Annotated in this window: 22 protein-coding genes; 6 read left to right on the top strand and 16 right to left on the bottom strand. The window is 64.0% G+C overall.

From position 1 onward, the window contains the following. Positions 1–3: 3 nt before the first annotated feature. The 13 genes from HRU92_RS17215 to HRU92_RS17155 form a co-directional block, all read right to left on the bottom strand. Complete coding sequence (locus HRU92_RS17215; RefSeq protein ID WP_127751854.1) at positions 4–447, bottom strand: hypothetical protein; 444 nt, start codon at positions 445–447, stop codon at positions 4–6. Between the two features lie 95 nt (positions 448–542). Then, entirely contained in the window at positions 543–1886 is a 1344-nt protein-coding gene (locus HRU92_RS17210) for a M20/M25/M40 family metallo-hydrolase (RefSeq protein ID WP_210258505.1), read from the bottom strand. Positions 1887–2031: 145 nt separating this feature from the next. Further along, positions 2032–2910: a DUF58 domain-containing protein gene (locus HRU92_RS17205; protein WP_172122314.1), complete on the bottom strand. Its 879-nt coding sequence runs from the start codon at positions 2908–2910 to the stop codon at positions 2032–2034. Next, positions 2907–3932, bottom strand: coding sequence for a MoxR family ATPase (locus HRU92_RS17200; RefSeq protein WP_248307215.1), 1026 nt, complete (start codon positions 3930–3932; stop codon positions 2907–2909). Before HRU92_RS17200 ends, HRU92_RS17205 begins: the two co-directional genes overlap by 4 nt. Next, the gene (locus HRU92_RS17195; protein ID WP_173088774.1) at positions 3929–8104 is read right to left on the bottom strand and encodes a VWA domain-containing protein; all 4176 of its coding nucleotides are present in this window, start codon (positions 8102–8104) and stop codon (positions 3929–3931) included. The genes HRU92_RS17200 and HRU92_RS17195 overlap by 4 nt, the downstream gene beginning before the upstream one ends. Continuing rightward, complete coding sequence (locus HRU92_RS17190) at positions 8101–9453, bottom strand: hypothetical protein (RefSeq protein ID WP_172122310.1); 1353 nt, start codon at positions 9451–9453, stop codon at positions 8101–8103. The genes HRU92_RS17195 and HRU92_RS17190 overlap by 4 nt, the downstream gene beginning before the upstream one ends. 315 nt (positions 9454–9768) lie before the next feature. Continuing rightward, positions 9769–10170 (bottom strand): hypothetical protein, encoded by a 402-nt coding sequence (locus HRU92_RS17185; RefSeq protein WP_172122309.1) that lies wholly within the window; start codon positions 10168–10170, stop codon positions 9769–9771. 215 nt (positions 10171–10385) lie between these two features. Further along, positions 10386–11033 carry a hypothetical protein gene (locus HRU92_RS17180; protein ID WP_172122307.1) on the bottom strand — a complete coding sequence of 216 codons (648 nt, stop codon included), beginning with the start codon at positions 11031–11033 and terminating at the stop codon, positions 10386–10388. Between the two features lie 2 nt (positions 11034–11035). After that, complete coding sequence (locus tag HRU92_RS17175; protein ID WP_173088771.1) at positions 11036–13309, bottom strand: glycosyltransferase; 2274 nt, start codon at positions 13307–13309, stop codon at positions 11036–11038. 300 nt (positions 13310–13609) lie between these two features. Beyond that, complete coding sequence (locus tag HRU92_RS17170; protein ID WP_127755134.1) at positions 13610–13975, bottom strand: DUF6481 family protein; 366 nt, start codon at positions 13973–13975, stop codon at positions 13610–13612. Positions 13976–14152: 177 nt separating this feature from the next. Then, on the bottom strand, positions 14153–15355 hold the full coding sequence (gene pcaF, locus HRU92_RS17165) for a 3-oxoadipyl-CoA thiolase (protein ID WP_173088769.1): 1203 nt from the start codon (positions 15353–15355) through the stop codon (positions 14153–14155). Then, positions 15352–16029: a 3-oxoacid CoA-transferase subunit B gene (locus HRU92_RS17160; RefSeq protein ID WP_172122301.1), complete on the bottom strand. Its 678-nt coding sequence runs from the start codon at positions 16027–16029 to the stop codon at positions 15352–15354. Before HRU92_RS17160 ends, pcaF begins: the two co-directional genes overlap by 4 nt. Beyond that, positions 16026–16748 carry a 3-oxoacid CoA-transferase subunit A gene (locus tag HRU92_RS17155; protein WP_127751845.1) on the bottom strand — a complete coding sequence of 241 codons (723 nt, stop codon included), beginning with the start codon at positions 16746–16748 and terminating at the stop codon, positions 16026–16028. Before HRU92_RS17155 ends, HRU92_RS17160 begins: the two co-directional genes overlap by 4 nt. A 110-nt stretch (positions 16749–16858) precedes the next feature. On the opposite strand from HRU92_RS17155, the gene HRU92_RS17150 reads away from it, so the two are divergent. Next, positions 16859–17617, top strand: a complete 759-nt coding sequence (locus HRU92_RS17150; protein WP_172122299.1) for an IclR family transcriptional regulator C-terminal domain-containing protein — start codon at positions 16859–16861, stop codon at positions 17615–17617. Positions 17618–17627: 10 nt separating this feature from the next. On the opposite strand, the gene HRU92_RS17145 is transcribed toward HRU92_RS17150, so the two are convergent. Next, positions 17628–18641, bottom strand: a complete 1014-nt coding sequence (locus tag HRU92_RS17145) for an NAD(P)H-quinone oxidoreductase (RefSeq protein ID WP_172122297.1) — start codon at positions 18639–18641, stop codon at positions 17628–17630. Between the two features lie 251 nt (positions 18642–18892). Between HRU92_RS17145 and HRU92_RS17140 the strand changes: the two genes are divergently transcribed. From HRU92_RS17140 to HRU92_RS17130, 3 genes are all read left to right on the top strand, one after another. Next, complete coding sequence (locus HRU92_RS17140; RefSeq protein WP_172122295.1) at positions 18893–19681, top strand: helix-turn-helix domain-containing protein; 789 nt, start codon at positions 18893–18895, stop codon at positions 19679–19681. A 129-nt stretch (positions 19682–19810) separates the two neighbouring features. Beyond that, positions 19811–20272, top strand: coding sequence for a tripartite tricarboxylate transporter TctB family protein (locus HRU92_RS17135; RefSeq protein ID WP_173088767.1), 462 nt, complete (start codon positions 19811–19813; stop codon positions 20270–20272). 2 nt (positions 20273–20274) lie between these two features. Beyond that, entirely contained in the window at positions 20275–21771 is a 1497-nt protein-coding gene (locus HRU92_RS17130; protein WP_127751841.1) for a tripartite tricarboxylate transporter permease, read from the top strand. Between the two features lie 195 nt (positions 21772–21966). Here the strand turns inward: HRU92_RS17130 and HRU92_RS17125 are convergent, their stop codons facing one another. Further along, entirely contained in the window at positions 21967–23349 is a 1383-nt protein-coding gene (locus HRU92_RS17125) for an MmgE/PrpD family protein (RefSeq protein ID WP_172122289.1), read from the bottom strand. Between the two features lie 155 nt (positions 23350–23504). Continuing rightward, positions 23505–24479, bottom strand: a complete 975-nt coding sequence (locus tag HRU92_RS17120; protein ID WP_172122287.1) for a tripartite tricarboxylate transporter substrate binding protein — start codon at positions 24477–24479, stop codon at positions 23505–23507. A 435-nt stretch (positions 24480–24914) separates the two neighbouring features. Here HRU92_RS17120 and HRU92_RS17115 point away from each other — a divergent pair, with 435 nt between their 5' ends. Continuing rightward, positions 24915–25781: an alpha/beta hydrolase gene (locus HRU92_RS17115; protein WP_173088765.1), complete on the top strand. Its 867-nt coding sequence runs from the start codon at positions 24915–24917 to the stop codon at positions 25779–25781. A gap of 76 nt (positions 25782–25857) precedes the next feature. After that, positions 25858–26496 carry a hypothetical protein gene (locus tag HRU92_RS17110; protein WP_248307214.1) on the top strand — a complete coding sequence of 213 codons (639 nt, stop codon included), beginning with the start codon at positions 25858–25860 and terminating at the stop codon, positions 26494–26496. Positions 26497–26519: the final 23 nt, after the last annotated feature.

Genomic DNA, 26519 nt, shown 5'->3' with positions numbered 1-26519 from the left:
GTGCTAGGCCTCGTAGAAATCGGCATTGAGCAAGCGCACGCGGCTGACAAACCCGGTGGCCTCATCGGTTGCCGGGCCGATATCGAGAGTGCCCCGGGTCCAGATCAGCGTACCCGGATTAATGGCTTCCTGGCGTTCGCGCATCACCACGAAGATGATGGTGTCGATCCAGTCATCCTCGCTTTCGCAGAAGGGGCAGGATTCAACGGGCTGGTTGGACAGGACGAAAAAGTCGGAATCCACCTTGAGATGGGGCGCCATGAAGCCCTGGATCTCGACTTCGGTGCCGGCCAGTTCCTCAGCCCGGTCGGAAAAGGCCATGTCGTTGTCGTAGTCATAAAGCGAGCCCATGCGAATGCGGGTCGGCGCCGCAAAGCTCGGCAGGGTCAGGAGCGGCAGCGCAGCGAGGCCAACAAGGCCGGTGGTAAAATCGCGACGGGTGATCATTGCAGTTGTCTCCTCGAAATCGGGTGGGAGGCGGTGCAAAACCGCCTCCCACAAGAGCAAAAAACCCGCCGGCGGGGCCGGCGGGCGATTAGGACTTACTCTGCAGCCATGCCGGCATTGGCCAGCACGACAGCCAGGGTGGCCTTCATGTTGGGCAGGGTCTTGTCCTTGGCAGTTTCCAGCCATTCGTCGAGCGAATGGCCACGCCCGCCAATGCCGCTATTGGCGCCAATGGTGAGCGCAGGAATCCCCAGGCTCATGGGCATGTTGGAGTCGGTCGAACCAAAGCCTTCGCCCTTGAAGTCACCGATCGTGGCTTCGAAGGCCGCCTTGGTCAGCTGGAAGATCTCGGTGTCCTCGGCGGTCTTGCCGGCAGGACGCAGGCCGATCTGCTCGAGTTCAACCGTGATCGGGCCTTCGGCCACGGAACGGCGGGCGTTCTCATTGGCGGCAGCCTGTTCGGCGATCACCTTCATGCGCTCATGCACTTTGTCGAGTTCGGCGGGCTCATTGGAGCGCATGTCGATATCGGCGGAAACGCTGAAGGGGATCGAGTTGACCGAAGTGCCACCAGTGAGAATGCCGACGCTGTGCGTGGTCTTGGGCTCGGTCGGAACCTGGATCTGGGAGAAGGAGGTCATGAAGTCAGCCAGGGCATAGGCCGGGTTCACGAGGCCAAAGGCACCAAAGCTGTGGCCGCCCGGGCCCTTGAAGTGCACGCGATAGCGCACCGAGCCCGTACCACCCACGGTGGCGCTGCCGGCCGAGCCGCCTTCAACCGAAAAGAAGCCCTTGATCTTGTCGGCATATTCGCCCTCGTTGAAGAGGTAGCGCACGCCGCGCAGATCGCCCGGGCCTTCTTCGCCCACGGTGCCAACAAACAGGATATCGTCCTTGGTCTGGATCCCGGCATCCTTCATGGCGCGGGCATAGGCCAGGATAATGGCCGTGCTCATCTTGTCGTCACGCACGCCGGGGGCATGGGCCTCGGTGCCCTTCCACTCGATGGTGACATCGGTGCCTTCGGGGAACACGGTATCAAGGTGCGCCGAAACGACGAGGAACTTGCCGTCGCCTTCGGTACCCTTCCACACGCCGATGGCATTGCCTTCTTCGTCGACCTTGACCTCGGTCAGGCCCGAAGCTTCGAGCAGTTCGGCATAGCGGGCGGAAATGGCTTCTTCCATGAACGGGCCGGAAGGAATCTCGGTCAGTTCTTCGAATTCGGTGATCATCTGGTCGTAATTGGCGTCGAGATACTGCACGGCAGCATCGAACTTGGGATCGGCCAGGATGGAGTCAACAGCCTCGCCATAGGCTGCGGTATCGATAGGAGCGGCAGCTTCTGGTGCTGCCTCCTGCGCAAAGCTGGCGCCGCTCGCCAACATCGCTGCGGCCAGCGCGGCCGCCGATACAAACTTTGTACTGATGAAATTCACAGTCTTTATTCTCCCTACCTTGACCAAGCCCCAAGATCCGGCCGGGCAGAGTGGAAGAGGGATAACAAGCCCGTATTCGCCGAACCAAAGCAACTTCTCATTGCCCCATCAAACTTGGGGATTTTAAAGCTGGCAAGCCGTACTTTCAGGAAATTACGTATCTTCGCCGTAGTTCAAGGCCAACAAAGGAATTAATGTCCCCGCTTGTGGGGAGAAAGAAGTACTGCCCCGCCCCTCCGCGTGAAATGGTCTGTTCCAGCCGGCTCCGCCACTGCGCGAATGCAGCGCGATAGCGCTCCAGCACTGCGGGATTGAGCGACAAGTCGAGCGCTTCCCCGGTTTCGGCATCGCTGAGCCGCACCGGCCCGCTACCCAGCGCTGCTGGGTCGATCTCCTGGGGCGAAGCGAGGTGGATGGCCACGATGTCGTGCCGCGCCCCCGCCAACAGCTTGAACTGGGCGTCCACCCCCTCATCCATGAAATCGCCCACCAGCACCACCATGGCACGCGGCTTCATCTCGCTGCGCGCCTGGGCCAGCGCTTGGGAAAAGGGCGTGCGCCCGCCGGTGGGGCGTTTACCGAGCCAGTCAAACAGCATCTCGGCCCGGCTCTGCCCCTGCAACTGGGGCGACCAGTCCACCCGTTTGCCGCCGGACACGCCCAGTTGCACCCGGTCGCCCGAAGCCAGCGCGATGAAGCCCAGGACTTGCGCCAGAACAGCGCCGAATCGGTATTTCTGCGGCTCACCCGTGAGCATGGAGGCCGAGCCATCGAGCAGCACATAAACCGGCAATTGCCGGTCCACGAAATATTCGCGCACAAAGGGCTCGCCCAATCGCGCCAGCAGCCGCGGATCGAGTTTGCGCACATCGTCGCCCTCGCGGTAGGGCCGATGGGCGGCAAATTCCATGCCCGCGCCCTTGTTCTGCGAGCGCCGCTCGCCCACCCCCACCGAAGCCTGCGCCCGGTTGAGCCGGTAGCGCGCCACCACCAATTGCTCGAGCAGGCGCGAATCGGGTCTCACGCGACCGCCCGCACGCTTTGCTCAAAAAGCTTGCCCACCAGCGCCTCCAGCGACACGTTCTCGGCACTCCCTTCGAAATTGAGTTGCACCCGGTGCCGGAGCGCCGGCAGCAGCACGGCGCGCAGATCATCAAAGGCCACGTTGAAGCGCCCTGCCAGCAAGGCATGCGCCTTGGCCGCCAGCACCAGCGCCTGCGCGCCGCGCGGGCTCAGCCCAAAGCGGATAAAGCGCTGCACGTCGGCGCTTGCCCCCGGCGCCGAAGGCTGGGTCGCCAGCGCAAACAGCGCCACCGCCCGGCGCACATGTTCGGCAATGGGCACGGTGCGCACACTTGCCTGCAGCGCCAGGATTTGCTCGGGGGTCAGCACCTGTCGCGCCACCGGCTGCTCGGCGCCCGTGGTGGCCTGCAAAATCGCGGCCAGCGTTTCGGCGCTGGGATAGCCCACATCGATGCGGAACATGAACCGATCGATCTGCGCTTCAGGCAGGGCATAGGTGCCCTCCATCTCGATCGGGTTTTGCGTCGCGAGCACGCAAGAGGGCTGGGGCAGCGGCATGCTGGTGCCCGCGGCGCTGACCGTGCGCTCCTGCATGGCTTCAAGCAGCGCCGATTGGGTGCGCGGGGTGGCGCGGTTGATTTCGTCGGCCAGCAGCAGCTGGGTAAAGATCGGCCCCGGCTGGAATTTGAGCACATTGCGCCCGTCCGCTTCGGGCGTCAGCACCAGCGATCCCGTGATATCGGCCGGCATCAGGTCGGGCGTGAACTGCACCCGCGAAAAACTCAGACCCGTGACCTCGGCCAGCGTCTTGACCAGCAGCGTCTTGCCGGCGCCGGGCGGGCCTTCTAGCAACACATGCCCGCCCGCGATGAGCCCGATCAGCAATTGCTCGACAATTGCTTCCTGGCCCAGCACCGAATGACCGATCTCGGTGCGCGCCGCCCGCAGCGCCGCCAGCAGCGCGTCGAGCCCGTCGCGGTCGGCCGGCATCGGGGCGGGGCGCGTGGGGGAAAGAACTGTCATATCGGCTCCTCTGCGGCAGCCCGCCGGGGGCGGACCAGACGGGTGAAAAGATCGGAATAGCGAACCACCAGGTCCGCAATGAACACGAGGAGCGCCAGCCCGAGCCAAAGCGGCCCGGCCGGATCGAGCGACCAGCGCCCCGCCGGGGGCAATTCGAGCGCCGCGCCAGCAGCGTAGTGCCGCCCGCCCGTCGCGGCAACCAGCGCCGCCGCACCGTCGGGGCGCCGCAGCGGATCGAGGCGGGCGGGATAATCGAGATAAAGCGCGGTTTGTGCCTCCGCCTTCCCCGCATGGGCGACAAATTGGTAGGCCCCGGGCCCGCCGGCCACGAAACTGCCCCCGAACAAACCTTCCCCGGCGCGGTGCAATGGCACGACGTTTCTGCCGCCATCGGGCGCCACAGCTTCAAGCACCGGCTCTGCTGCATTGCCCGCCTCAGTCAACCGCAAATGCACCACATCGCCCTGCCGGCTCGCGCTCAAGCGCAGCCCCGGGGGCTCGGTAGCGGGCAAAAAGCTGCGCAGCGCCTGGGTGAAGAGGCGGGGATAGTCACTGCTCCCTTGCCAGGTCCGGGTCCAGTCGCCCGCCGCATCGGTGGTCATGGCCAGCACCTGCCCGGCGCCATATTGCCAGGAGGCCAGCAGCGGCACCGGCTCGCCGAATTGATCCTCAACCACCGCGTGGGTTGTTGCCTCCGGCTTGGGCGTGGCCAGCACAAAGCCTTCGATGGGCGGGAAGTCCTCGTCCATGCCGCGGAGGAACTGCGCGTCCCGGTCCAGCCAATAGGGTTGTGCCGGCCGCTCCTCGAGCGGCTCGCCGGCCAGCAACATGGCTTCCTGGGACAGGATGGAGGGGAGCGCGGCAAAATCACTGGTGGCGTGGAACAGCCCGCCCCCTTCGCGCGCCAGCATTTCGATCAGCTCGCGCTCGGAGCCCGCGCCGATCGCCACCGAAGAAACGGTAATATCGGCCTCCCCAATCGCCTCCATCAGCGTATCGTAATCGGCCGGCTGGCTTTCCCCGTCGGTCATCACCACGATGTGGCGGGCCGAAGCGGTCACATCGCGCAATTGCTGGTAAGCGGTGACAAGCCCGCGATACAGCGCCGTGCCGCCCCCCAGGCTCACCTGATTGACCGAGCGGGCGATGAACTCCTTGTCCGTTACAGCGGTCATCGGCACGGTCAGGCGGGCGCCCGAGTCAAAGGTCACCACGGCCACTTGGCTTTCCGGGCTCAGCAGCTCGATTGCCGCCAGCGTGGCTTGCTTGGCGACATCGAGCCGGGTCAGTGGCCCCACCGGCTGCTTCATGCTGCTGGAGCGGTCGAGCACGAACACCATGGCGACGCCCGGCTTGTCGCGCGGCACCCGCGCGGAAATCGGCGAGATCGCATCGAGCGGGGTTTCCAGATAGCCGCCCGGACCAAAGGTGTTGGGTCCACCCAGGATCAGCAGCCCTCGCCCATGATCGGCAACCGCGGTTTGGATCAGTTCCTGCCGGGCAATGGTCAAGTCGATCGCCGGCAGGTTCATGAGGACGATCCCAGCATAATCGAGCCAGCCATCCAGCGTTTCGGGCGCCTCCGCGGCCGGCACGAGTTCGGCGTCAAAGCCCTGGTCCGCGAGCATGGCAGCAAACGCGGCGCCCTGCCCGGCTTGCCCCGCCAGCACGGCAATTCGCCCGGGCGGCAGCGCCGAAACAACGGTGCCCGCCACATTGTTGCGCGGCTCGGGGTCACCTGCCGCCACAACCTCCATCTGATAGGGCGTCAACCCCGCCGCCTGCACCGAAACCGGCACGGTGACGCGGTTGCTCCCGGTGGTGAGGGCAACATTGTCCCGCCATATCTCGCCCCCGTTATCTCTGACCACGATCTCGGCCTCAACCGGTGCCGGCGCCTGCACCAGCCCTACAAGCTCGATCCGGTCGCCGGCAAAAACCGGCGCGGGTGCACGCAAACTGACCGCAAGATCGCCCTGCCGGCTTTCCCCTCCCGCCACTGCATCAATGGGGATGCCGCGCTCCAGCAGACCCGCTGCGCGGCCCGGTTCAGGCCCCACATCCGCGCCCAGCACGATTCGACCCGGCCGGTCCGGCGGCAACAGTGCCGCCGCCAGTTGCAGCGCTGCGGTCCCGGAGCCGCTAAAGCCTCCTCCCCTTGGCGCCATCTCCCCGCTCGATAGTCGCGGCTGCTCGGCCAGCACGAGAGTTTCGGCCCCAGCCACCGGTGCGGCTTCCGGGCCGATAATGGCCACCGCAGCTTGGTCGGCTCGATAGATCCAGAGCGGCAGGTTGAACCAAGCCCCGAGCGCGAGGGCCAGCGTCAGCAGGCGCGTGCCCAATACGAGACGGCGGCGCCGGCCGGTCGCGCCGCGGCTCAAGAGCTCCCGGGTGGCAAAGCGCTCCTCGCCGCGCCCCGCCAGAACCGCCTCGATCAGCAGCACGGTCAGTGCCGCGCCGATCAGCCAGGGCCACAGCGCCACGGGGCGATCGGGCATGGCAATGGCTGCGCCACCGGTGGCGAGCCGACTTTCCGCCCCCACGAGCGGCGGCACCGCCACAAGGGCGCTCCGACCCTCCCGCTCCAGCTGATACAGCCCCGCCCGGTCCGGCACAAAAGCCCCGGCCAGCGTAGTGGCCGCGCCCGTTCCCGCGTCTAGCCGCCGCATTGTTCCGCCGGCGAGGCGCACATCGAGCGGGCACGTCACCCCAATCTCGCAATGCGGCTCCACCACGGCTCCCGGCAGCGGCCCGAGCAGTTCCATCAGATTGACCGCGAGAACCGCCAGCGCCGGCTGGCCGGCCCAGCTGCTCGCCGCGGGATCAAAGCCCAGCCGGAGGTCATAGCCTTCGGGCCGCCGGGCCAGCGTCACCAGCGGCGCGTCCCCGGCCCAGGCGATGATTTCCGCATCGGTCGGCGCCGGCTGGCGATAAGCCGCCGCGAAAACGAGGCTTTGCCACCCCATGGCGCGCGACAGGGGGTGATCATCGCGCCAGCCCGTCACCGCTGCGGCAGGCAGGGCCTTCGTCATTTCCCCCGCCTGATGCGCCGCACCGATCCACACCAGATTGGTGGCGGGCGCTTCCTCGACCGCCACCCCATCGATCAGCACCAGGTCAAAACGGTCGGCGTCAGCGGGCAGGCTCGCCGCTTCGGTTAGCGTCACGCCATCGATTGCCGCAAGCGCCTGCGCCAAGGGTTGCTCGCCCGGTCCCACATACAGAACGGCTCGTTCGGATGGGGCAGCATTGACCACAAAATCCACCCGATCGTCGAAGCCAGCTGCATCAGGCGCCAGTTGCACCGAAACAATGCCGGCGCCCGGCACGGCCAGGCTCTGGGTAAACGCCCCCGCCGCGGCCTGCTCGAAACTTAAAAGGGTTTGCCGCTCGCCACCCTGCGGCTGGAACTCGACTGTCACGACCGTTTGGTCCATGCGATCCGAGAAGGTCACTTCACCGGCAAGGGTCCATTCCTCCTGCCCGGCCGACGGTGGGGCCAGCACCGCCCGCACACCGGCATTGGCCGCAGGCGCCCCGACCGGCACCAGCGCCAGCCGCAAGCTGTCGTTGCGGACCAGGAAATCGGCAGGCGGCGCATCGGACACCACGATCACCTGGGTGATCTCGTCGGGGCGATGAAGTGTTTCCACCAGGGCGCGCGCGCCGGGCCAATCCGCCGCGCCGTCCTCGGGCGCAACCCGCGCCAGGGCATCGGCGAGGAGGTCGGGCAACATGGCCTGCCGCGCCAGTTCGGGGCGGGCGCTGTTGCCGGCAATGATTAGCGAATAGCGCGCCAGGTCGCCATCCCCCTCGGCATGCGCGCGGACCAGCGCTTCGGCCTCCGCGCGGCGCGTCGCAGTGCCGTTGCTCGCGCCCATGCTGGCGGAATTGTCGAGCACATAGATCCAATGCCTGATCTCGCGGTTGGCGCCCCAGAATGGCTGGCTGAGCGCCAGCACGATCAGCACCAGTGCCAGCAATTGCAGCAGCAGCAGGAGGCTTGGGCGCGGCCATTGCCACAGCGCCCGCATGCCGGTCGGCGCCATGTCGATCTGCTTCCAGATCATCAGTCCCGGCACCGTCACCGGACGACGGCGGCGCACATGCAACAGCGCGATCAGGATACCCAATGCCAGCAGACCCAACATGAATGGGGCCAGCAAACTCATGGCGCGATCTGCTCGTCGCGGCTGAACAAGCGCTTCACGGCCGGCGCGGCGCTTGGGGGAACGGCTTGCCGCACCACGGGCATGGCGTCCTGGCGCGGCCATTGCCGCTGCGCGACAGTGTCGTTGACCCGGCTTTGGCGCGCCTCGGTGGTTTCGCTGCTGCGCACCCGTTCGGCATCAATGGTTGTTCGCGCGGCCAGCGTCTGGCTTTCGGCAAACCCGGCCGGCGGCGGCAGGCTTGGCGCCGAGGCATTGGCAGCCGGACCCTCGCCGGTGCCGGCCATGTTGCTTTCGGCTTCCCCCGCCCCCTCTGCGGCGCCCTCGGCGGAGGGCTGGGGAGCGCTGTCATCAAAGCCCTCCTCCTCGCCCATGCCCGAGCTTTGCTGCTGGTTGGATGGCGGGGCAATGCCGAGACCCTCGCCTTCGTCTCCCGATGCCGGCAGCGCACTGGGCTTGACCTGCGCCGCATCGCCCGCGGGCGCCGCCGTTTCGCCCCCAGGCTGCCCTGCGCCGCCATTGCCGCCCGCGCCCGCGCCGGGATTGGCGGCATTGTTGTCGGCGCCGGCCGAGCGCGCGGCGGCCATGCGGTCAGCCAAGCCGGTTTCGTCGCCCTCAAAGGGCGGCCAATCATGGAGCGGATTGCCATAACGATTGCCGGCCCGGTCCAACTGCTCGGCAAGTTCACCGATCTCGGCCGAGTCGGGCCCGGCCTCGTCGAGCCCATCAGCAAGGGCCTGCATCTCCGCAGCGACTGCGGCCAGTTCGGGGTCGTCGCGCCGTTCGGCATCGGTCGCGATCAACTCGGCGGCGGCGGCAATGTCGCTGCCACTCACCTGGGCTTGCGCCGGAACGCTCAACCGCTCGCGGTCCCCTGCCACCGGCACGGCACCCACCCAATGGGCGGCAATGGCCAAGGTCACGGCGAGCAGCGGCGCTGCCATGGCCCAACCCATCCGTTTGGTGAACCACGGGGCCACTTGCGCCGGGTCGGCCTGCTCGGCCGCCTGCCCGGCATCGAGCAACAAGGCCTCACCCACTGGTCCGGCCTGTAGCCCGGGCACCACTTCAAGCGCACTGGCGAGCTTTTCGGCCAGCGCATAGCGATCGTCGGTTACCATCGCCAGCCGCACTGGCGCGGGCGCCTTCGCGGTGATCATGGCGGCGAAAATCGCAAAACCCAGCAGCCCCGCACCCAGCCCCAGCGCGATTGCGGCACCAGGATTGCCGGCAGTCAGGGTCCCGGTAGAAATGATAAATACGACGATGCCCGAGGCCAGGGCATAAAGCCCCGCCTCGACCAAGCGCAGCAGGCGCCAGCGATGGCGCAATTGTTCCAGCAATCGGGCCATGCTGGCCGAAGCGGATACAGGCAGTAGGTCAGAGTTCAGCCGCGACAAACTCAAGAATGGGCAAACCACGCTTGGGCCGGTGCACATCCCCGACCTTGCCGGTGATCCGATCAACTGCACGCCCAGCCGCATATACGACTTTAGTCTCACCTGGGGTGATCCAAGCAGCCGGTCACCCCGTTCAGAACCCGTTCATCTTTGTGGCTAAAAGGCGGAACGGGCCCAGCGTGACAGCAAAAGGCGCGGGAACAGGGGCGCTCGTCACACGCTTCCACTGCCATCCCGCGCCAGTATTAGCAAGTATACGCCAGTAATTCAGCCGGTCGACCCAATCGGAAATCCATTGAACTGATCGGAGTCAACGGCCGCGACAACGGTGTTTCCGGCCACGAAACTGGCGCCCCCGCCAAGCAGAACGCTCCGGACGATTTCCCGGAAAACTTCGCGGGACCGGAATGATCCTTCCACGATCAATGCAGCCAAGTCTTCAACGCTGACAATCTGCCCGTTGAAGGCAATGTCGGTCACGCCAATGGCCTGCAGCCGCACCAATAGCCTCAGTGCATCCTGGTCGTCTCCGGTCTCGACAAAATTCTGCACCGCCTGCAGGTACAGCCCTGGCTCGACGTCATAGGCAATCGCAGGCGCGGCAACGCTGGCCATCATCGTCGCTGACGCGATGGCGATGGTCAGTTTTCGAAGATCAGATCGTTTCATTTCAGGCTCCTTTGAAGTCCCGAACTCAATGTACCGCCCCAAGCTTGGTTCAAAGATACGCCAGCAGTAGTGGCCCGCCCGTTAGTTGTTTCGTAACAATCTTAGACACGCAAACGCGATTTGGACTGTCGCCTCTCGGCGCTTCTCCTTTTCACGCAGTATGATTTTGCGCGCGTTTTGCAGTAAATAGACCTGGCTGTGCCATTTTGGGACACTCAAGCAAGGTCCAGCAGGCACAAGTCCACTGCCACTGTTGCAAGCGCTGCCCCAATCCCACCGAGCTCGCCAACACCATCCTCGGCCGGTCCTTCCACGTAAAGATTGCGGACCCGGTCACGGCCGTACAGCAGGCCGAGCGCTATCGATACCCGGGTCTGGTCGGCGAAAAACTCTGCATTGGTATGGACTTGGCCAAAGGCATGCAGCGCAGAGCTGCGGGTTTCAGGGAAAACGAAATCGCCCGACCAGTCCAGCCGCGTCAAAGGAACCGTGTCGGGTAAGCGCGGCACGACGGGCGTGCCCCGGTCGCCCCGAGCCTTCTCGCAAACAACATCGACCTCTCCGGTGGATATGGTGCGGAAATGACCATCCACATTGTTGATGTTGGCCCCCTCGCGCAACACCATCCGGATCGCGTCCGCATAGTCCACACCGATCTTTGTGCCAGCAAATTCGAAGACTTCACCGCAATAGCGTGCCGTTAATATTGCTACCGCCAGAGGTAGGCTCTGGGATTTGAGGTCAATATCCTGCTGCCGAAAGATGATCACCGGCAACATGGGCAAAGCATCGGTATAGCAGTTGCTCGCAAGCTCCACGCGGGTTTCACCGAGAACGGGATCGTAGCTGGCCTCGAACTTCATGATCAGTGCCCCTTGGACCCAAGCGTAAGCTCGCTGAGTTCCCCGTTGGAGGCAATCTGATGGAAAAGGAGGCCGGTTTGCTGCTCAAGGCCGAACTTGAACTGGCGGATTTCATCATAGCCTTTGATCGGCGGCGAAACGAGGCAGTAGACTTGCCCCCGCTCGTTGTAGTCGGAAACGATCCGCAGGGTTTGCCCCATGGCCGAGCGCCCATTCACCATATTGAGGCAGGCCATGAGGGTGGAAAGATCGTTGAATTCTTCGGACCTGAGCACTCGCTCGCCGGCCTTGACCGCCAGGTCCTTCCAGTTGAAGGGAACCTCACGGTCGAGCTCCCCTTGCCGAACGGAAGTGAGATGGCAGGGAAGATGCAGCAAGGTTTCCATCTCGCCCTTGAGCTTTCTCGCCCGTTTGAGCCCCCGCACTGGCGCGGAGCGAAAGTAGATGGGCTGGTTAAGACCCGCCCGTCTGGTACACAGATCACCCGCAGACACGGCAAAGACCGATTCAAGCAAGCCGCCATTGACCTTGAAGCGCCCACTGGACGGCTGATCCTCCCCGGCTCCACCCGCAGCATCCGGCACGGCCTTTGCCGAAGCTCCGGCTGGGCCAGGCGTCGCCGCGGCGGTTGCGCCATCACCGGTGAAGGCAGAGATCGGGACATAGATTTGCCACTGCCCGACATAGCCTGGAATCAGCTCGGCGAGAGTATCGATCGACAGCTGGTTGCGACAGTAAACTTCGTTGTCGCTTTCTTTGGCTTTCTGCGCCAGACCTTCATTTTTGTTCCAGCCGTAAGTATTTACCACCCTGGTTCGCGCAGTTTGCCCATTTGATGCTTGCCGCGCCGTGCCCGTTATCGTTACGTTGCTTGAATGATAACGCCGCAGGGTTACGAAGCTGCCGGTATGGCCGATCTCAAAACCCATCACCGCCATGCGCAGGGCAAGATCGAGATCGGAGCCCAAAGAGAAAGCCTCATCATAGGGAAGCGCCTGCAGCACATCCCGGCGATAGAAGCTGGCGGGATGGGCGGTGATCTTGCCGGTGCCCCGCAACAAGGTCGCCGCAGTACGCTGCTTGCCGCTGTTGCGCTCGATCACGCCCGTGCTCTCGTCGAAATCGATCCAGCCCCCGTGCGAGCCATGGAGTTGCCCATTGCGCTCGAAATTGCGCAGGTGATCGCCCAGGCGGTTGGGCAGGGCAATGTCGTCATCATCGACAACGCAAATATAACGGCCGCGGGCGCCTTGGGTGATGAGGTTGCGCGCGCCGGGAATCGAGGCGATCTCCGTGGATTCGAGGCGAAGTAGCCCCCCGGCCCAAGCGATCTTGTCCAGGGACCGGCGCAATTCCTCCACTGCCTCTGGACTGGAGCCATTGTCGATCACGAGGATTTCGAAGTCTTCGTCGATCTGGCCGCGGAAGCTGTCGATGGCTTCCCGGATCATGCGCAAATGGTTGGGGCGCTCGGTGGTGGCGATACCGAGAGTCACCAAAGGCGTACTGCCCTTGAGGACCTCTGGAGCCGCGAGTTCGGCGAAGTTGGAATGGGGAAAGAGCATCGAGCGCAGCACGCTCTTGTCGGTATGAGCGATTTTCTGGTTGGTTTGACGCAGCTTGAGGATGCCGTTCATGCCCGTCGAGGGCGCGTGCCAGACGTGGAAGATTTGCAGCGCTTGCGGATCGGCCCAGTGCAGGGTGCGGCCGGAGCGGCGCACTCGTTCGGCGAAATCGTTGTCCTCATTGCCCCAGCCCGTGAAGCGGGAATCGACGCCGCCGATCTCCTGCCAGGTGGAACGGGAGAAGACGACGAGGCCACCCTGCCCCCATTTGGCGCGCAAGCGGCCGTTCGGGCGTCTGCCCTCGAGTACCAGTGCCAAGGCATCGCCGACGGAATAGCTTTGGTGCAAGTCGGTCGCCTGGGCGATACCGACGCCCAGCCGCCCCGCGGCAGCTTCGGTGACCAGGCGCTCGAGTTCCCCCTTGCTGCTCGCCGAGATCAGCATGTCGGAATCCGCCTTGGCGATCACGTGGTTGACCGCCAGCAGAACGCCGGCATTGATGGCTTCGCCACAACTCCACACCTCGGCCTCGAGCCGAACCACGCTGGCTAGCGGCGCGATGTCGTCCCGGAGAACAATCGGCTCATCCGAGCCGAAATCGATCACCAAAATTTCGGTCAAAAAGGGCGCATCAAGCGCGGCAAAGCTGTCGATGCAGGCCTCTATCCGTTCGGTGGGCCAGTTGCGAACAGGAAGAACCAGCGAGAGCATGGGTGATATCCTTGCCGTCGAACCAACGGCGGCTCGCCGAACTCCTCAGGGATATGTCTCAAGCACGGCGCCACAACGGACCTCTAAGATGACCGCGGCGCTTTGAGTTAATCTCCAATCAGCAATGGTGCGTTTTCAGCGGCTAGTTTGTGGCAACATTTCACATCTGCCACCTGCAGCGGCCACGGCCGCGAGGATGCGCGCAGCGCATCCTCGATCCGGCATGGCTTAGGCCCACCGGGGACAGGGTTGCCGGGCTGGTCCCATCACGTGGGACCCACCCAATTGCCCCCCAGCGACTTAGCGCTGGCGGGCCTTGCGCGCAGCATAACGTCGATCCCGCTCAGCTTTGCGTTCAGCCGCTTCGGCTTCCTTCGCCGCCGCAGTCGCGGCCGCGTCAGCCTCGGTATTCAGGCTCGCTTCGGCTTGGGATTGGGCGGCAGCTGCCTGTTCAGCCGCTTTGCGCTCCGCTTCGGCTTGCTTGAGGCGCAGCTTTTCGGCCTCCCGGGCCTCACGAGCCACTGCGGCGGCTTCCTTTTCCGCCCGCTTGCGATCGAGCTCGGCCTGATCGGGCTTGGGGGCAGATTTCACCCGCTCAAGGAGCTGCTTTTTGGCTTCTAATGCGGTCTCCCGGCGCTTGGCAAAATTCTCTCTTTCATTCTTCACGGGCTTTCCTAACAAGGTCGTTGGCGATAATGGCGCCTTGATAAACGAAAAGCGGGCGATGTGGTGCAATTTGCCCGGTGCACAGTGTCGCTTTTTTCGAGTGCAACCGGGTCAGCGCCAAACCGGGGTTTAGGAAAACCGCCAAGCCCCAGCGTTGCCCGACCGGCACTCAGCGCTTCAGACTGCTTCCAAGGCCACCGCAATCCCTTGGCCAACCCCGATGCACATTGTAGCGAGAGCCCGCTTTTTGCCGCCGCGCGAAAGTTCCAGCGCCGCGGTTCCCGCGATGCGCGCCCCGCTCATGCCCAGCGGATGTCCAAGCGCAATCGCGCCACCATTGGCATTTACCTGCAGGGCGTCCTCGGGAATGCCCAACTGCCGCAGCACTGCGATGGCTTGGCTGGCAAAGGCTTCGTTCAGCTCGATATGGTCGAAATCGGCGGGGGCCAGTCCCAAGCGGGCGCAGAGCTTTTGGGTCGCCGGCACCGGACCCATGCCCATGATGCGGGGTGGCACGCCGGCCGACGCTCCACCCAAAATCCGCGCAATCGGGGTCAAGCCGTGCCGAGCGGCGGCCGCTTCGCTGGCGATGATCAGAGCCGCGGCGCCGTCATTAACGCCCGAGGCATTGCCAGCCGTCACGGTGCCGCCGGCAAACAGCGGGCGCAGCTTGCCCAGCGTTTCGAGGCTGGAGCCGGCGCGGGGATGCTCGTCAGTGGCAACGCTGAGGGGCTCCCCCTTTTTTTGCGCGATGGCGACTGGCACAATTTCGAGCGCCAGGCGGCCATTGGCTTGGGCGCGCAAAGCGTTTTCCTGGCTGCGCAAGGCAAAGGCGTCCTGCGCCTCGCGCGTGATTGCATAGTCACGCGCGACATTCTCGCCGGTCTGGGGCATGGAATCGACCCCATAAAGCGCTTCCATCTCGGGGTTGACGAAGCGCCAGCCGATCGTGGTGTCGTGGATCTCGGCATGACGCGAAAACGCTGTCTCGGCCTTTGGCATGACGAAAGGCGCGCGGCTCATCGATTCGGTTCCGCCCGCGATCAGCAACTCCGCCTCTCCCGCCCGGATAGCGCGGGCGGCGGTGATCACCGCATCCATCCCCGAGCCGCACAAGCGGTTGATGGTCGTGCCGGTGATGCCCACTGGCAGACCGGCCAATAAAAGGCTCATGCGCGCCACATTGCGATTGTCTTCGCCGGCCTGGTTGGCATTGCCGAAGATCACGTCGTCAACCGCTTCCCAATCGAGTTGCGAAAACTGGGCCATGAATGCCCGGAGCGGCACCGCTCCCAGATCGTCGGGGCGCACGGACGACAAGGCGCCGCCGAAGCGTCCAATTGGGGTGCGCTTATAGGCGCAGATGAAAGCGTGGGTCATTTCAGGTCCTCCGGAGCGGTGAGGTCGGCGATGTCGCCCTCGATGATCAGTTCGGCCCCGGTGAGCGCCTGCAGTTCCTCAAGGCGCACCCCGGCAAGCTTTTCGCGCAGCACAAAGCCGCGCGCGTCGATGTCGATCACGGCCAGGCTCGAGTAGACCCGGGTAACGCAGCCCACCCCGGTCAGCGGCAGGCTGCAGCGCTTGACTAGCTTGGGACGGCCATCCCGGGTGACATGGTCGGTAATCACCGCAACCCGTTTGGCGCCGTGCACCAGATCCATTGCCCCGCCCACTGCCGGCACGCCCTTGGGACCGGTGCTCCAATTGGCAAGATCGCCATTTTCGGCAACTTCGTAGGCGCCCAGGATCGCAACATCCAAATGCCCGCCGCGCACCATGGCGAAGCTGTCGGCGTGGTGGAAAAACGCAGCTCCGGGCTTGAGCGTCACAGCTTTCTTGCCGGCATTGATCAGGTCCCAGTCTTCTTCGCCCGCGGCGGGGCTCTCACCGAAGTTCAAAATGCCGTTCTCGGTGTGGAAGATGGCCTGCCGCCCCGGTGGCTGGAACTTGGCAACCATTTCGGGAAAACCGATACCCAGATTGACATAGGAGGCGTCCTGGATGTCCTGCGCGGCGCGCCAGGCGATCTGGGCGTTGGAGAGCTTGGGGGTCATGCGTAGGCTACTCCGGCGCGCATCAGCGCTTCTTCCTGTTGTGCATCTGCGATTTCAATGACCCGGTCGACAAAGAGGCCCGGGGTAATCACCTGCTCGGGATCGATCTCACCGGGCTCGACTACACGCCTGGCCTGCACGATGGTGAGTGCCGCGGCAGAGGCCATCAACGGCGAGAAATTGCGCCCCGCTTTGCGGTAGGTCAGATTGCCGTGGCGATCCGCCAGCTCCGCCTTGATCAGCGCTGCGTCGGCCTTGAGCCAACGTTCCTGCACATAACTGCGGCCATCGAACTCCCCGATCGGCTTGCCCGCGGCAAGGTCGGTGCCAAAACTGGTCGGGGTGTAAAAGGCCGGGATACCAGCGCCGCCGGCTCGGATGCGCTCGGCCAGTGTGCCTTGCGGCACCAATTCCAGCTCGATCTCGCCGGCCAGGTATTTCTCGGTGAAGGCGCGCGGATCGGCGGAGCGAGGGAACGAGCACACCATCTTGGCGACCATGCCGGCGTCGATCATTGCAGCGATGCCGATGCGGCCGTTGCCCGCATTGTTGTTGACCACCGTCAGGTTGTTCGGGCTACCCGTCTGCCCGAACTGATCGATCAGCGCATGGATCAGTTCTATCGGGGCGCCCGAGCCACCAAAACCGCCGATCATCAGTGTCATGCCCGATTGGATGCCTGCCAATGCAGCAGGCAGATCGGCGACCGTCTTGTCCATGAGCAACCCCTTTGCTGTTGCGCTGGGATACCCAAATGGTGGGTTGGCCGGCAATGTGAATTGTGCGATATCTGTTTTTTGTTGACATATCGCACAACGGACAGGTGACGGTGGCTGTATTGCAGCGCGACATGATGGGCGGGTTGGCCAAGGGGCTAGCGGCGATCGAAACCTTCACCGCCGAGCGCCCCCGCCAGTCCATTGCCGAGGTCTCCGCCGCTTCGGGGCTCGATCGCGCCACCGCGCGGCGATGCCTCCTGACCCTGGCGCAGCTGGGCTATGCCGATTACGACGGGAAATACTTCACCCTGACCCCGCGGGTGCTGCGTCTGGGAACGGCCTGCCTCGCGACAATGCCGCTGCCACAGCTGGTGCAGCCGCTGCTCGACCAGCTGTCCGAGCAACTGGGGGAAAGCTCTTCGGCCTCGATCCTTGATGGTGACGAGATCGTTTACGTGGCGCGGGCAGCGCAGCGGAAAGTGATGTCGATTGCCTTGATGCCGGGCTCGCGCTTACCCGCCTTTTGCACCTCGATGGGGCGCGTCATGCTCGCAGCCCTGCCGGAAAGCCAAGCGGCGGCCCGCTTGGCTGGACCACTGCCGCCGCGCACGCGTTACACCCGGACCCGGAGCCAGGATATCCTGGCAGAACTGGGCCGGGTGCGGGCCCAGGGATTTGCCTTGATCGACCAGGAGGTTGAGCTCGGCTTGCGCTCGATCGCCGTTCCGGTGATTACCTCGCGAGGGCAGACAGTGGCGGCCATCAATGTGGGCGTTTCGGCCAGCCAAGCTTCAATCGAGGCCCTGCCTGAGCTCTATCTCGCGGGCATGCAGTCCGTTCAGGCGGAGCTCAGGACAATGTTGCGCTGACCTATTCCCCTTAGGCGCGCCCCGGAACGTCTCGGGCCTGTTCCTCGTCCAAGGACAAAACTACCTTTCCCAACTGCTCGTTGGCATCCAGCACCGCGTGAGCCTGCTGGACCTGGGTGAGCGGGAACACCGAATGAATTCGGGTGGTCATACGGCCGGTTTCAAGAAGCGGCCAAACCTGGGCGACAAGTGCCTGCGCGATCTTTCCCTTATAGGCTGGCGGGCGCGGGCGAAGGGTGGATCCTGTGAGCGTCAGCCGACGCCGCACCAGATCGCGGATATTGACCTCGGCGGTGGGACCCTGGTGACTGGCGATGAAGACCAGCCGCCCGTCAGGGGCCATGAGATCGAGTTGCACTTGCACATTGGGGCCGGCCTGAGCGTCAAGCGCAACATCGACGCAATGTTCGCCAGCATGGCGGCGAATGGCGCCGGCCCAATCCTCGCGATAGTCGAACACGGCATCGGTCCCCAGTTGGGTGCAGGCATCCCGCTTTTCAGCGGTGCTGGCGGTTGCAAATACCCTGGCCCGCCGCAGCAGTTTGGCCATTTGAATACCGGCCATCCCAACGCCGCTGGAGCCGCCCTGAACCAGCAGCGTTTCTGCTTCGCCCAGCCGGCCCAACCAGATGATGTTGTTCCAGGCGGTGAACAGCGCTTCGGGCAGCGAAGCCGCCTCGATGAAGCTGAAGCCCGCAGGAACCGGCATACATTGCACAGCCGGCACGACAACCTGATCGGCATAAGCCCCACCATTGGTGAGGGCGCAAACTGCGTCGCCAATCGCAAGGCCCGAGACGCCCTCGCCCACCGCCGCGATCCGACCTGCAGCGTCGAGGCCGGGAATATTGGTGACGCCTGGCGGCGGCGGATAAAGCCCACGGCGCTGCTGGATGTCGGGGCGGTTGACGCTCGCGGCAAGCACCTGCAACAGGACTTCGCCCCGGCCAGGCACCGGCACCGGACCTTCAACGATCTGCAGCACTTCGGGCCCGCCAGGACGGGTAATTTCAACAATGCGCAAGCTGGCTTGCTCCTGTACTGGTGGAAGGGATCACCCGCCCGCGGGCTCATGGCGGAGCGCCGGGCAAAACGCCGCCGAACCGCACTGATCAAGGGACCGACCGATGCCGGCAATGACCCCGCCGGATTGAATACGGTTTTTTGTCGTTGCCGGTGGACAGTTATCCGGCCAATCGCGACCACCTATCCACCCTTGCGCGGCAGCGACAAATCCGCTTTGAGTGAGTTCCGACAGGCGGAACGGAGGGGTGGATGCGGGAGCGTGACGACGAGGTGCGGGCGGCAAGCCGGGTGCTGGCCATTCTGCAGGCCATGAACCGGGAGCCGCACTCCACCATTCTGTCGCTGCATCAAACCACCGGGCTGCCGAAGCCAACCTTGGTGCGCCTGCTCAAGACCCTTGTGGGCAATGGCTTTGTCAGTAATGACCGGCGCCAGGCAGGCTACCAGATCACCTCCCTCGTTACCTCGCTCAGCAGCGGCTTTCACGGCGACCCGCTGGTGGTAGAGGCCGGGCGCGCCTGGGCAATGGAGCTCAGCGCACGCTTCAAATGGCCGGTTGCCATTGCGGTGTTTGACCGTAACGCCGTGATCGTGCGCTATTCCACGGTGCATGACAGCCCGATTTCGCCCTTTCACGCTACCATCAATATGCGGCTGAGCCTCTTTACCCGCGCCTTGGGCCGCGCTTTCCTCGCCGCCTGCAGCGACGCCAGGATCGAGGAGCTGCTGGCCGAGACATCTGCGGCGCCGGAGTTGGAGACCCCTTTGGATCGGGATCCCGACAAGGTTCGGCGCATGGTTCGCACCATCCGTGATCGCGGATATGCCATGCGCGATCCCGGGGCCGAACCGCGCACCTCCGACACGGTGGCGGTGCCGATCATGGGACGGGGTGGGGTGCAGGCGAGCATTGGCCTGACCTATTTCCGCACAGCGACCAATGCATTTGGCTCACGCGATGATTCCGTCGCCGCGCTCAAGCGCGCTGCCGAAGGCATCAATGCCGAGGTGGAACGGCTCACCGTGCATCGTGGCTAACCGTTCCGCGCAGCGGAATCAGCGCGGGGCAGCATTGTTCGATCGACATGCTCTAGCGAGGGTCGCTGCGTTGACTCGGTCGGTGCTCGCGCGCCGTTTCTGACTTTCCTGCCATTTGGACTTCCCACCATGACAATACATGCCGACCTTCTTGCCGCACTGATCTTCCTGGTCTTTGGCGCGATCGCCACGGTGGTGGGATGGGGCTATGGCTTTGGCACCTTCTCGGGCCTAGGGTCGGGCGCCATGCCGGTGCTTGCCGGGTGCGGCCTGTTGATCATGGGGGTCGCCCAACTGGTGCAAACGGCGGCAGCACGGCGGGCTGGACAGGCCTTTGTTTCCGCATTCCCCGGCGCCGAGATGCGCCCACTGCTGGTGATCCTGGCGGCAGTGTTGGCCTTTGGCCTGCTGGTGGGTCCCCTTGGATTGCTGCCCGCGCTGACGGCGCTGGTGTGCATCAGCTGGTTTGCCGAAAGTGGCGGGCGGCGGCTTGAGATGCTCGCCGTTCTGGTTGTCGTGGCAGTGCTGATTGTCGCCATCTTCTATTATGGCCTTGGCATCCCGTTCCGCCTTGTGGCCTGGAGGTTCTGAGCATGGATCTCTTTGCTTCGCTGGCCCTTGGGCTCCAGGTTGCCGTAACCCCGATCAACCTGATGTATTGCCTCCTGGGGGTGACCCTCGGAACCGCTATCGGCGTGCTGCCCGGCGTTGGACCGATCATCACCATCTCACTGCTGTTGCCGCTTACCTTCGGGCTCACGCCCGAAGCCTCGATCATCATGCTGGCCGGCATCTTTTATGGTGCGGCCTATGGTGGCTCCACCACGTCCATCCTCGTTAACTTGCCGGGGGAAGCGTCTTCGGCGGTGACCTGCATCGACGGCCACCAGATGGCGCGACAGGGCCGTGCCGGGGCGGCTTTAGCGGTAGCGGCGCTGGGCTCGTTTTTTGCCGGCACCATCGGCACCTTGCTGATCGCGCTCGCTGGGCCGCCATTGGCCCTTATCGCTATGCGCTTTGGCGCGGCAGAATATGCAGCCCTGGTTTTCGTCGCCCTGCTCAGCACCGCGGCGATGACGCGGGGTGGCGTGGTCAAGGGCGTCGGGGTGGCCCTGCTGGGGATGGCCTTCGGTTCGGTTGGCTCGGACGTGTCGACCGGCATGTTCCGGTTCACCTTTGGCATTCCCGAACTGCGCGATGGCATAGATTTCGCCGTGCTGGCAGTGGGACTGTTCGCCGTTGCCGAGATCATCGGCAATATCGGCGCGCCGCAGGGCGACGCAGTGTCCTCGCGGAATATTGGCCGGCTTTGGCCGAGCCGTGAGGACTTCCGGCGTTCCTGGCCAGCGGCGCTGCGCGGCACCGGCATGGGCGCGCTGCTGGGCGTGCTGCCGGGGGCTGGCTTGGCCATGAGCTCGTTCACCGCCTATATGGTCGAGCGCAGTGTTTCCAAGCATCCCGAGCAGTTCGGCAAAGGCGCCGTCGAGGGCGTTGCCGGGCCCGAATCGGCCAACAATGCGGCCTCCCAGACTGCCTTTATTCCCACGCTGCTGCTTGGCATTCCGGGCAGCCCGACCATGGCGCTGATGCTGGGGGCCTTCATGATCCATGGCGTGCAGCCAGGCCCGCGCATGATGGGTGACCATCCCCAGCTGTTTTGGGGGCTGATCGTTTCGATGTGGGTCGGCAATCTGCTTCTCGTGATCCTCAACCTGCCCCTGATCGGGCTCTGGGTGCGGCTGCTACGGGTCCCCTATCACTGGCTTTATGTGTTCGTGCTCGCCTTTGCCTGCGTGGGCGTGTTCACCATGGGCTCATCGAGCTTTGACATCTATTCGCTCGTGTTCTTTGGTGCCCTTGGCTACCTGCTCAAGGCGGCAGGGTGCAACCCGGCCCTTTTCATCCTCGGCTTCATTCTCGGGCCCATGTTCGAGGAGAATTTCCGGCGCGCCATGACCTTGTCGCGCGGCGATCCGATGGTGTTCCTTGAGCGCCCGATCAGCCTGACCTTCGTATTGATCGGCATTGCGGTGCTGCTGGCGACCACGACTTCCTTTGTGCGGCGTGGGCGGGCGGAGGTCACCGAGTGATGGCGACGGTCGAGCAAACGGCCGGTTGCCCGAGCTGCGGGAAGCCAGCCTAGGCGACGGCGACCGGATCGGTGTGCATGGCTTGGGATCGCTAGGGGCTGGCAGGCACGGTGGTGCCTGCCCTGCCGGATGTGTTGCCCGGCCGGTCCAGTTCACGCGCCCCCGCGAAGTCGCCTGGGACACGAGAACCGGTCATCACGCTTTGAGCTTGGCAAACAGGTCGTTGATGTCGTCGGCGCGCTCGAGCCGCAACAGCGATGCCAGGAGGGCGTTCGCCCGATCCGCGCCGATAACGTCATCGACATTGGCGTGGAACTTGGCGAAGTAAACACTGTCAGGCGCAGGGTTGCGGCGTGTGCCGACCATGTCCTCCACCGTATGGGTGAGGCTCCTGCCATCGGCCATCACCAGGGTCACCACTGCACGCGAGCGCGAAGTGTCGGCATCGGCCAGCGGATCGGCCACATGCACAACCTTGTCGGCGAGTGCATTGATGACCGGATTGCCCAGGCTTTCCTTGCTGTAGGAAGACTTGTTGAACCGCCCCAAGGCCAGCGCTTCCGCCACCGTATGCTGCAGGCTGATGCGGCCGTGCCAGGAGGTGCGCGGACGCCGCTTGTCCTCAACCGGCTCGCAAACGGTGCGGAAGGAGCGCCGCATGATCTCGCAGCGGATTTCGGCGATGTCCTCGAGGGCGAAGTCGTGCTGCGCCCGCAATTCCAGCGCGGCCGTAATGAAGGGCATCATCGTATAGGCGCATGGGTATAGCTTGGGCGCGATATTGAGCACTTCCCAGCGCGAACCCAGCCCCTCAACAAGGGTGTCAAAGCGGAATTGCACATCGGACTGAACATGGCTTTTGTACCAGCCAAAATTACCCTCGAACACGGCCGATGGCCCCGTCAGACCCTGCTGCGCCAGGGCAACGGCGCGGATGCCCGCCGCTGCGGCAAAGCCGACATGGAGGGTTTTGCTGTCGGCACCGTCCTGAAAGGCGCTGATCGAGCCCGCTGACAGGCTGGCGGCTGTTCCAACCGCATCGGCCATGACGCCGACCGGCAGGCCACGGAGCCGGGCTACTGCATAAGCGGCGCCAAAAACGCCATAAACGCTGGTCGGGTGGAAACCCACTTCATGCATGCGCACCGGGGAAACCAAGCCTAGGCGGCACAGGATTTCGGAGCCAACCAGAACCGCTTCAAGCAGTTGCCGGCCGGTCTGGGGCGTCTTGTGCGCTTCGGCCAGTGCCGCAGCCAGAATAACGCCCGTTGGATGGATATTGCTCGCGATATGGGTGTCATCGAATTCGAGCACCGCCGAAGCTACGCCATTGATGAAGGCAGCGCCGGCCAGCGAGGTTTCGGCAGCCTCGCCAAGGGCCTGCGCGCCCCGCCCCCCCCCATCGGCATCCTGCTGGGCGCGGCGCGCTGCTTCCACCGGGCCCAGCCGATGTGAGGCCAACATCACCCCAACCAGGTCAACTATGCGCAGCTTGGTGTGGTGAACCACCTCGGCGGGCGCATCATCGAGGGAAAAGCCAACGGCCCACTCGGCCAGTTGGGAACTCAAATTCGGCATGGGTGAGCCTTGATCGCAAAGAAAAACTGGCCGCAAGGCCGTTGTAAAGTACAGAGCAGTTGCAGCGCGGCGCGGGTGGAATGCAGCAGCCCCCTCGCGCCCGGCGGCAAAAATATAGCCGGCAGCAGATTGCCGCCGGCTACGGGGAGTCTCGCTTATTTTGCGAGGCCGATTTCGGTCAGCACTTCATCAAACCGGTTGTACTCAGCCTGCAATGCGGCACCGAGTTCCGAGCCGGGCATGAAGCGCGGCGACACGCCGGCCTTAACCAGCTTGTCGGCAAATTCGGGCGTGTCATTGGCGGCCTTGAGGGCGTCCTCGATCATGGCAACCACTTCGGCTGGCATGCCGGCCGGGCCCATCACCATCTGCCAGCCCGTACCGCTGATGCTGTCAATCCCCTGCTCTGCCAGGGCAGGCACATCGGGGAACTCGGCCAGGCGATCAGGGCCGGGAACGGCCAGCGGGGTCAGCGCGTCCTGGCGGACCTGGGGAATGGCGGCGGCATCCATCATGAACTGTACATCCCCCGCCAACACGGCCTGCACCACCTGGGCGGCACCGGTATAGGGGATGTGAGTTGCCTCGATCCCCATCGCATCAAGCATATCGACCGTGGCCACATGCCCGGTCGAGCCAACGCCGACCGAGCCGTAGTTCAGCTCGCCTGGGTGTTCTTTGCCATAGGCGATGAACTCTTCCAGCGTGGCCACAGGCAGGGTCTTGGACGAGACCAGCATGCGCACGGCTTCGCTGACATTGGCGATCGGGGTGAAATCGTCGAAGGGGTCAAAACCCACTTCGGCCATATGCGGCGCCGTGGTGAAAATGGCATTGCCGCCCAGCAACAGCGTGGAGCCGTCGGCAGCTGCGCGCGAGACCTGTTCTGCTCCAATGGTGCCGCTGGCGCCGCCAACATTTTCCACCACGAAGTTGACGCCCAGTCGCCGGCTGAGTTCGTCAGCGACAATGCGCCCCACAATATCCCCGGCGCCACCGGCCGCATAGGGCACCACCATGGTGACGGTGTCGACGGGATAAGCCTCCTGCGTCAGGCCAGGGGCAGTTGTGGCGGCGCTCAGCAGCACTGCCAGTGCTGCGCTGCATGCGATCTTGGATTGTTTTGTCATGTTTCCTCCCGTTGGCCCTTTTGGCGCTCAGGTCCATGTTTCTGCCATGACCTTGCCGCGCCCGATAAATGCCTTGGCCGCATTTCGCATATCGGAATAGCCGCTCATGCTCGCGCTGCATATTCCTCGCGCCGACCCGTCCTGGCCCTTTTTGGGCTTGCCGTAAATCAGTGTCCCTGCCCTGACTTGCGGTGAGCTAATACGGACATTCTCTTACAGTCGCCGTGCGTCAGCCCAAGCAAAGTTGGACCGTTCCGCAAGGAGAAACTCAGGGGTTATCTTCAAGCCCTGCGGACTTCCAGAGGTGCCCACGCATTCCCGCCCACGGGGCATGCAGTTTGTTGTCGCTTTTGTTGGCAGCGTGTCGGAACCTCGGCGTCCAGATCGTCGCTGGAGTGAGCCATGCTCGCGCCACCGATATTGAGGAGTCCAAAGATGATCCGAGCCACCATAGCTGCAGCCTTGCTGTTGACGGGTGCCCTGGCCCATGCCCAGGAAGCGCCCAAGGGCGACTATGCCGAGGTGAACGGCATGCGCATGTATTACGAGGTGTCGGGCCAGGGCGAGCCGCTGGTGGTGCTGCACGGCGCTTATATGAACATCCCCGCCATGGGGCAGATCATCCCCATGCTGGCCCAAACCCACACGGTTTATGCGGTGGAGCTGCAGGGCCATGGGCGCACCAACGACATCGATCGCCCGATCACCTATCCCAACCTGGCCGACGATGTCGCTGCCTTCATGGACGCCGTTGAGCTCGAAAAGGCCGATGTGTTCGGCTATTCCATGGGCTCGGCCGCGGCCCTGCAATTGGCCATTCGCCATCCGCAAAAGGTGGACCAGCTGGTTGCTGCCTCGGTTTCCTATGACATGGCAGGCGCGCAGCCTGAATATCACGCCATGATCCCCACGATGACGCCCGAAATGTTTGTGGGCACTCCGATGGAGGACGAGTGGAAAAAACTCGCGCCTAACGCCGAGGCGTTCCGCCCCTTTGTGGAGCGCTTGATCGCGCTCGAGCATGAACCCATGGCCTGGCAGGAGGATGTGAAGGCACTCAAGCACCCGGTGCTTATTATCACCGGCGATGCAGATGTGGTGACGCTTGAGCATTCGGTGGCCATGTTCCGCCTCCTCGGTGGCGGGGCCATGGGCGATCTGGGCAATCCCCTGCCCGCATCGCGGCTCGCGGTTTTGCCCGCGACCTCCCACACCGCGGTGATCGGGCAGGCCAACTTGCTCCATGCATTCATCGAACCATTCCTGAAGGGTGAAGCGCCCAAGGGCATGTTCGACAACTAAGGTTCTTTCTAGCTTTGCCCGTCTCGGGCGGCTGCCCGTTCTTGAAGCTGGCTGCGGCAGCACCTAATAAGAAGTTATGCCCAAGCCCAAAGCCGAGATGAACACTGACAACTGGCTGCGCCAGGAATGGCCGCTGCCCAGTGCCGCCACTTTGGGCTCCTTTGTGCGCGCCAAGGGGATTGTGCTGGAAATCCGGGCGCGCCTGCCGGGCCCGGTGAAGAAGTCGCTCGACCTAGAGGCCGGCCGGCTGGTTCTGAAGCTGCCCCCCACCGCCGGGGCTGAGTTTACGGCGGCGTCGACGATTGTTGCCAAAGCCCTTGAAGGTATTGAAAGCCTGCCGGTGATCCCGCGCGAGATCGAGGATATCCTGACGATCTCCACCACTGAGCGCCACCGCTGGCTCAAGGATGGTCGCCTGCCTAGTGCTGGCACCCGCACAGTCAAGCTGGCCGGCCGCGCCAAGAAGATCACCTTCCACGTGTTCGACCCGCGCAAGGTCGAGGACATCCTTGATCGCGATATGGTGGTGAACTGGCGTGAAGAGGATGCGGCAACCAGAGCCGACAACCGGCGGCAGGCGGCCTGGAAGGCCAAGGTGAAGCGGGCGCAACAGAGTGGCACCGCAACTGCTGCTGCCCAAGAGAGCAGCCCTGACGAGGCCCGGCCGCAGCTGATTGGCTGGGAAGAGTTCGAGCGGGATGGTCCGCTGCGCTGATCTAGCGCTTTGTCCGGGTGGGA

The sequence above is a fragment of the Devosia sp. 1635 genome (genome assembly GCF_013185955.1).
Taxonomy (GTDB): Bacteria; Pseudomonadota; Alphaproteobacteria; order Rhizobiales; family Devosiaceae; genus Devosia.
The sequence above is the reverse complement of the archived record's forward strand: the minus strand, read 5'-3'. Positions and strand labels throughout refer to the sequence as shown.

Excerpts from the sequence above, each read along its gene's own strand:
- HRU92_RS17215 (WP_127751854.1), bottom strand. The coding sequence starts at position 447 with ATGATCACCCGTCGCGATTTTACCACCGGCCTTGTTGGCCTCGCTGCG.
- HRU92_RS17200 (WP_248307215.1), bottom strand. The coding sequence starts at position 3,932 with ATGACAGTTCTTTCCCCCACGCGCCCCGCCCCGATGCCGGCCGACCGC.
- HRU92_RS17195 (WP_173088774.1), bottom strand. The coding sequence starts at position 8,104 with ATGAGTTTGCTGGCCCCATTCATGTTGGGTCTGCTGGCATTGGGTATC.
- HRU92_RS17190 (WP_172122310.1), bottom strand. The coding sequence starts at position 9,453 with ATGGCCCGATTGCTGGAACAATTGCGCCATCGCTGGCGCCTGCTGCGC.
- HRU92_RS17185 (WP_172122309.1), bottom strand. The coding sequence starts at position 10,170 with ATGAAACGATCTGATCTTCGAAAACTGACCATCGCCATCGCGTCAGCG.
- HRU92_RS17180 (WP_172122307.1), bottom strand. The coding sequence starts at position 11,033 with ATGAAGTTCGAGGCCAGCTACGATCCCGTTCTCGGTGAAACCCGCGTG.
- HRU92_RS17175 (WP_173088771.1), bottom strand. The coding sequence starts at position 13,309 with ATGCTCTCGCTGGTTCTTCCTGTTCGCAACTGGCCCACCGAACGGATA.
- pcaF (WP_173088769.1), bottom strand. The coding sequence starts at position 15,355 with ATGACCCACGCTTTCATCTGCGCCTATAAGCGCACCCCAATTGGACGC.
- HRU92_RS17160 (WP_172122301.1), bottom strand. The coding sequence starts at position 16,029 with ATGACCCCCAAGCTCTCCAACGCCCAGATCGCCTGGCGCGCCGCGCAG.
- HRU92_RS17155 (WP_127751845.1), bottom strand. The coding sequence starts at position 16,748 with ATGGACAAGACGGTCGCCGATCTGCCTGCTGCATTGGCAGGCATCCAA.
- HRU92_RS17140 (WP_172122295.1), top strand. The coding sequence starts at position 18,893 with ATGCGGGAGCGTGACGACGAGGTGCGGGCGGCAAGCCGGGTGCTGGCC.
- HRU92_RS17135 (WP_173088767.1), top strand. The coding sequence starts at position 19,811 with ATGACAATACATGCCGACCTTCTTGCCGCACTGATCTTCCTGGTCTTT.
- HRU92_RS17130 (WP_127751841.1), top strand. The coding sequence starts at position 20,275 with ATGGATCTCTTTGCTTCGCTGGCCCTTGGGCTCCAGGTTGCCGTAACC.
- HRU92_RS17125 (WP_172122289.1), bottom strand. The coding sequence starts at position 23,349 with ATGCCGAATTTGAGTTCCCAACTGGCCGAGTGGGCCGTTGGCTTTTCC.
- HRU92_RS17120 (WP_172122287.1), bottom strand. The coding sequence starts at position 24,479 with ATGACAAAACAATCCAAGATCGCATGCAGCGCAGCACTGGCAGTGCTG.
- HRU92_RS17115 (WP_173088765.1), top strand. The coding sequence starts at position 24,915 with ATGATCCGAGCCACCATAGCTGCAGCCTTGCTGTTGACGGGTGCCCTG.
- HRU92_RS17110 (WP_248307214.1), top strand. The coding sequence starts at position 25,858 with ATGCCCAAGCCCAAAGCCGAGATGAACACTGACAACTGGCTGCGCCAG.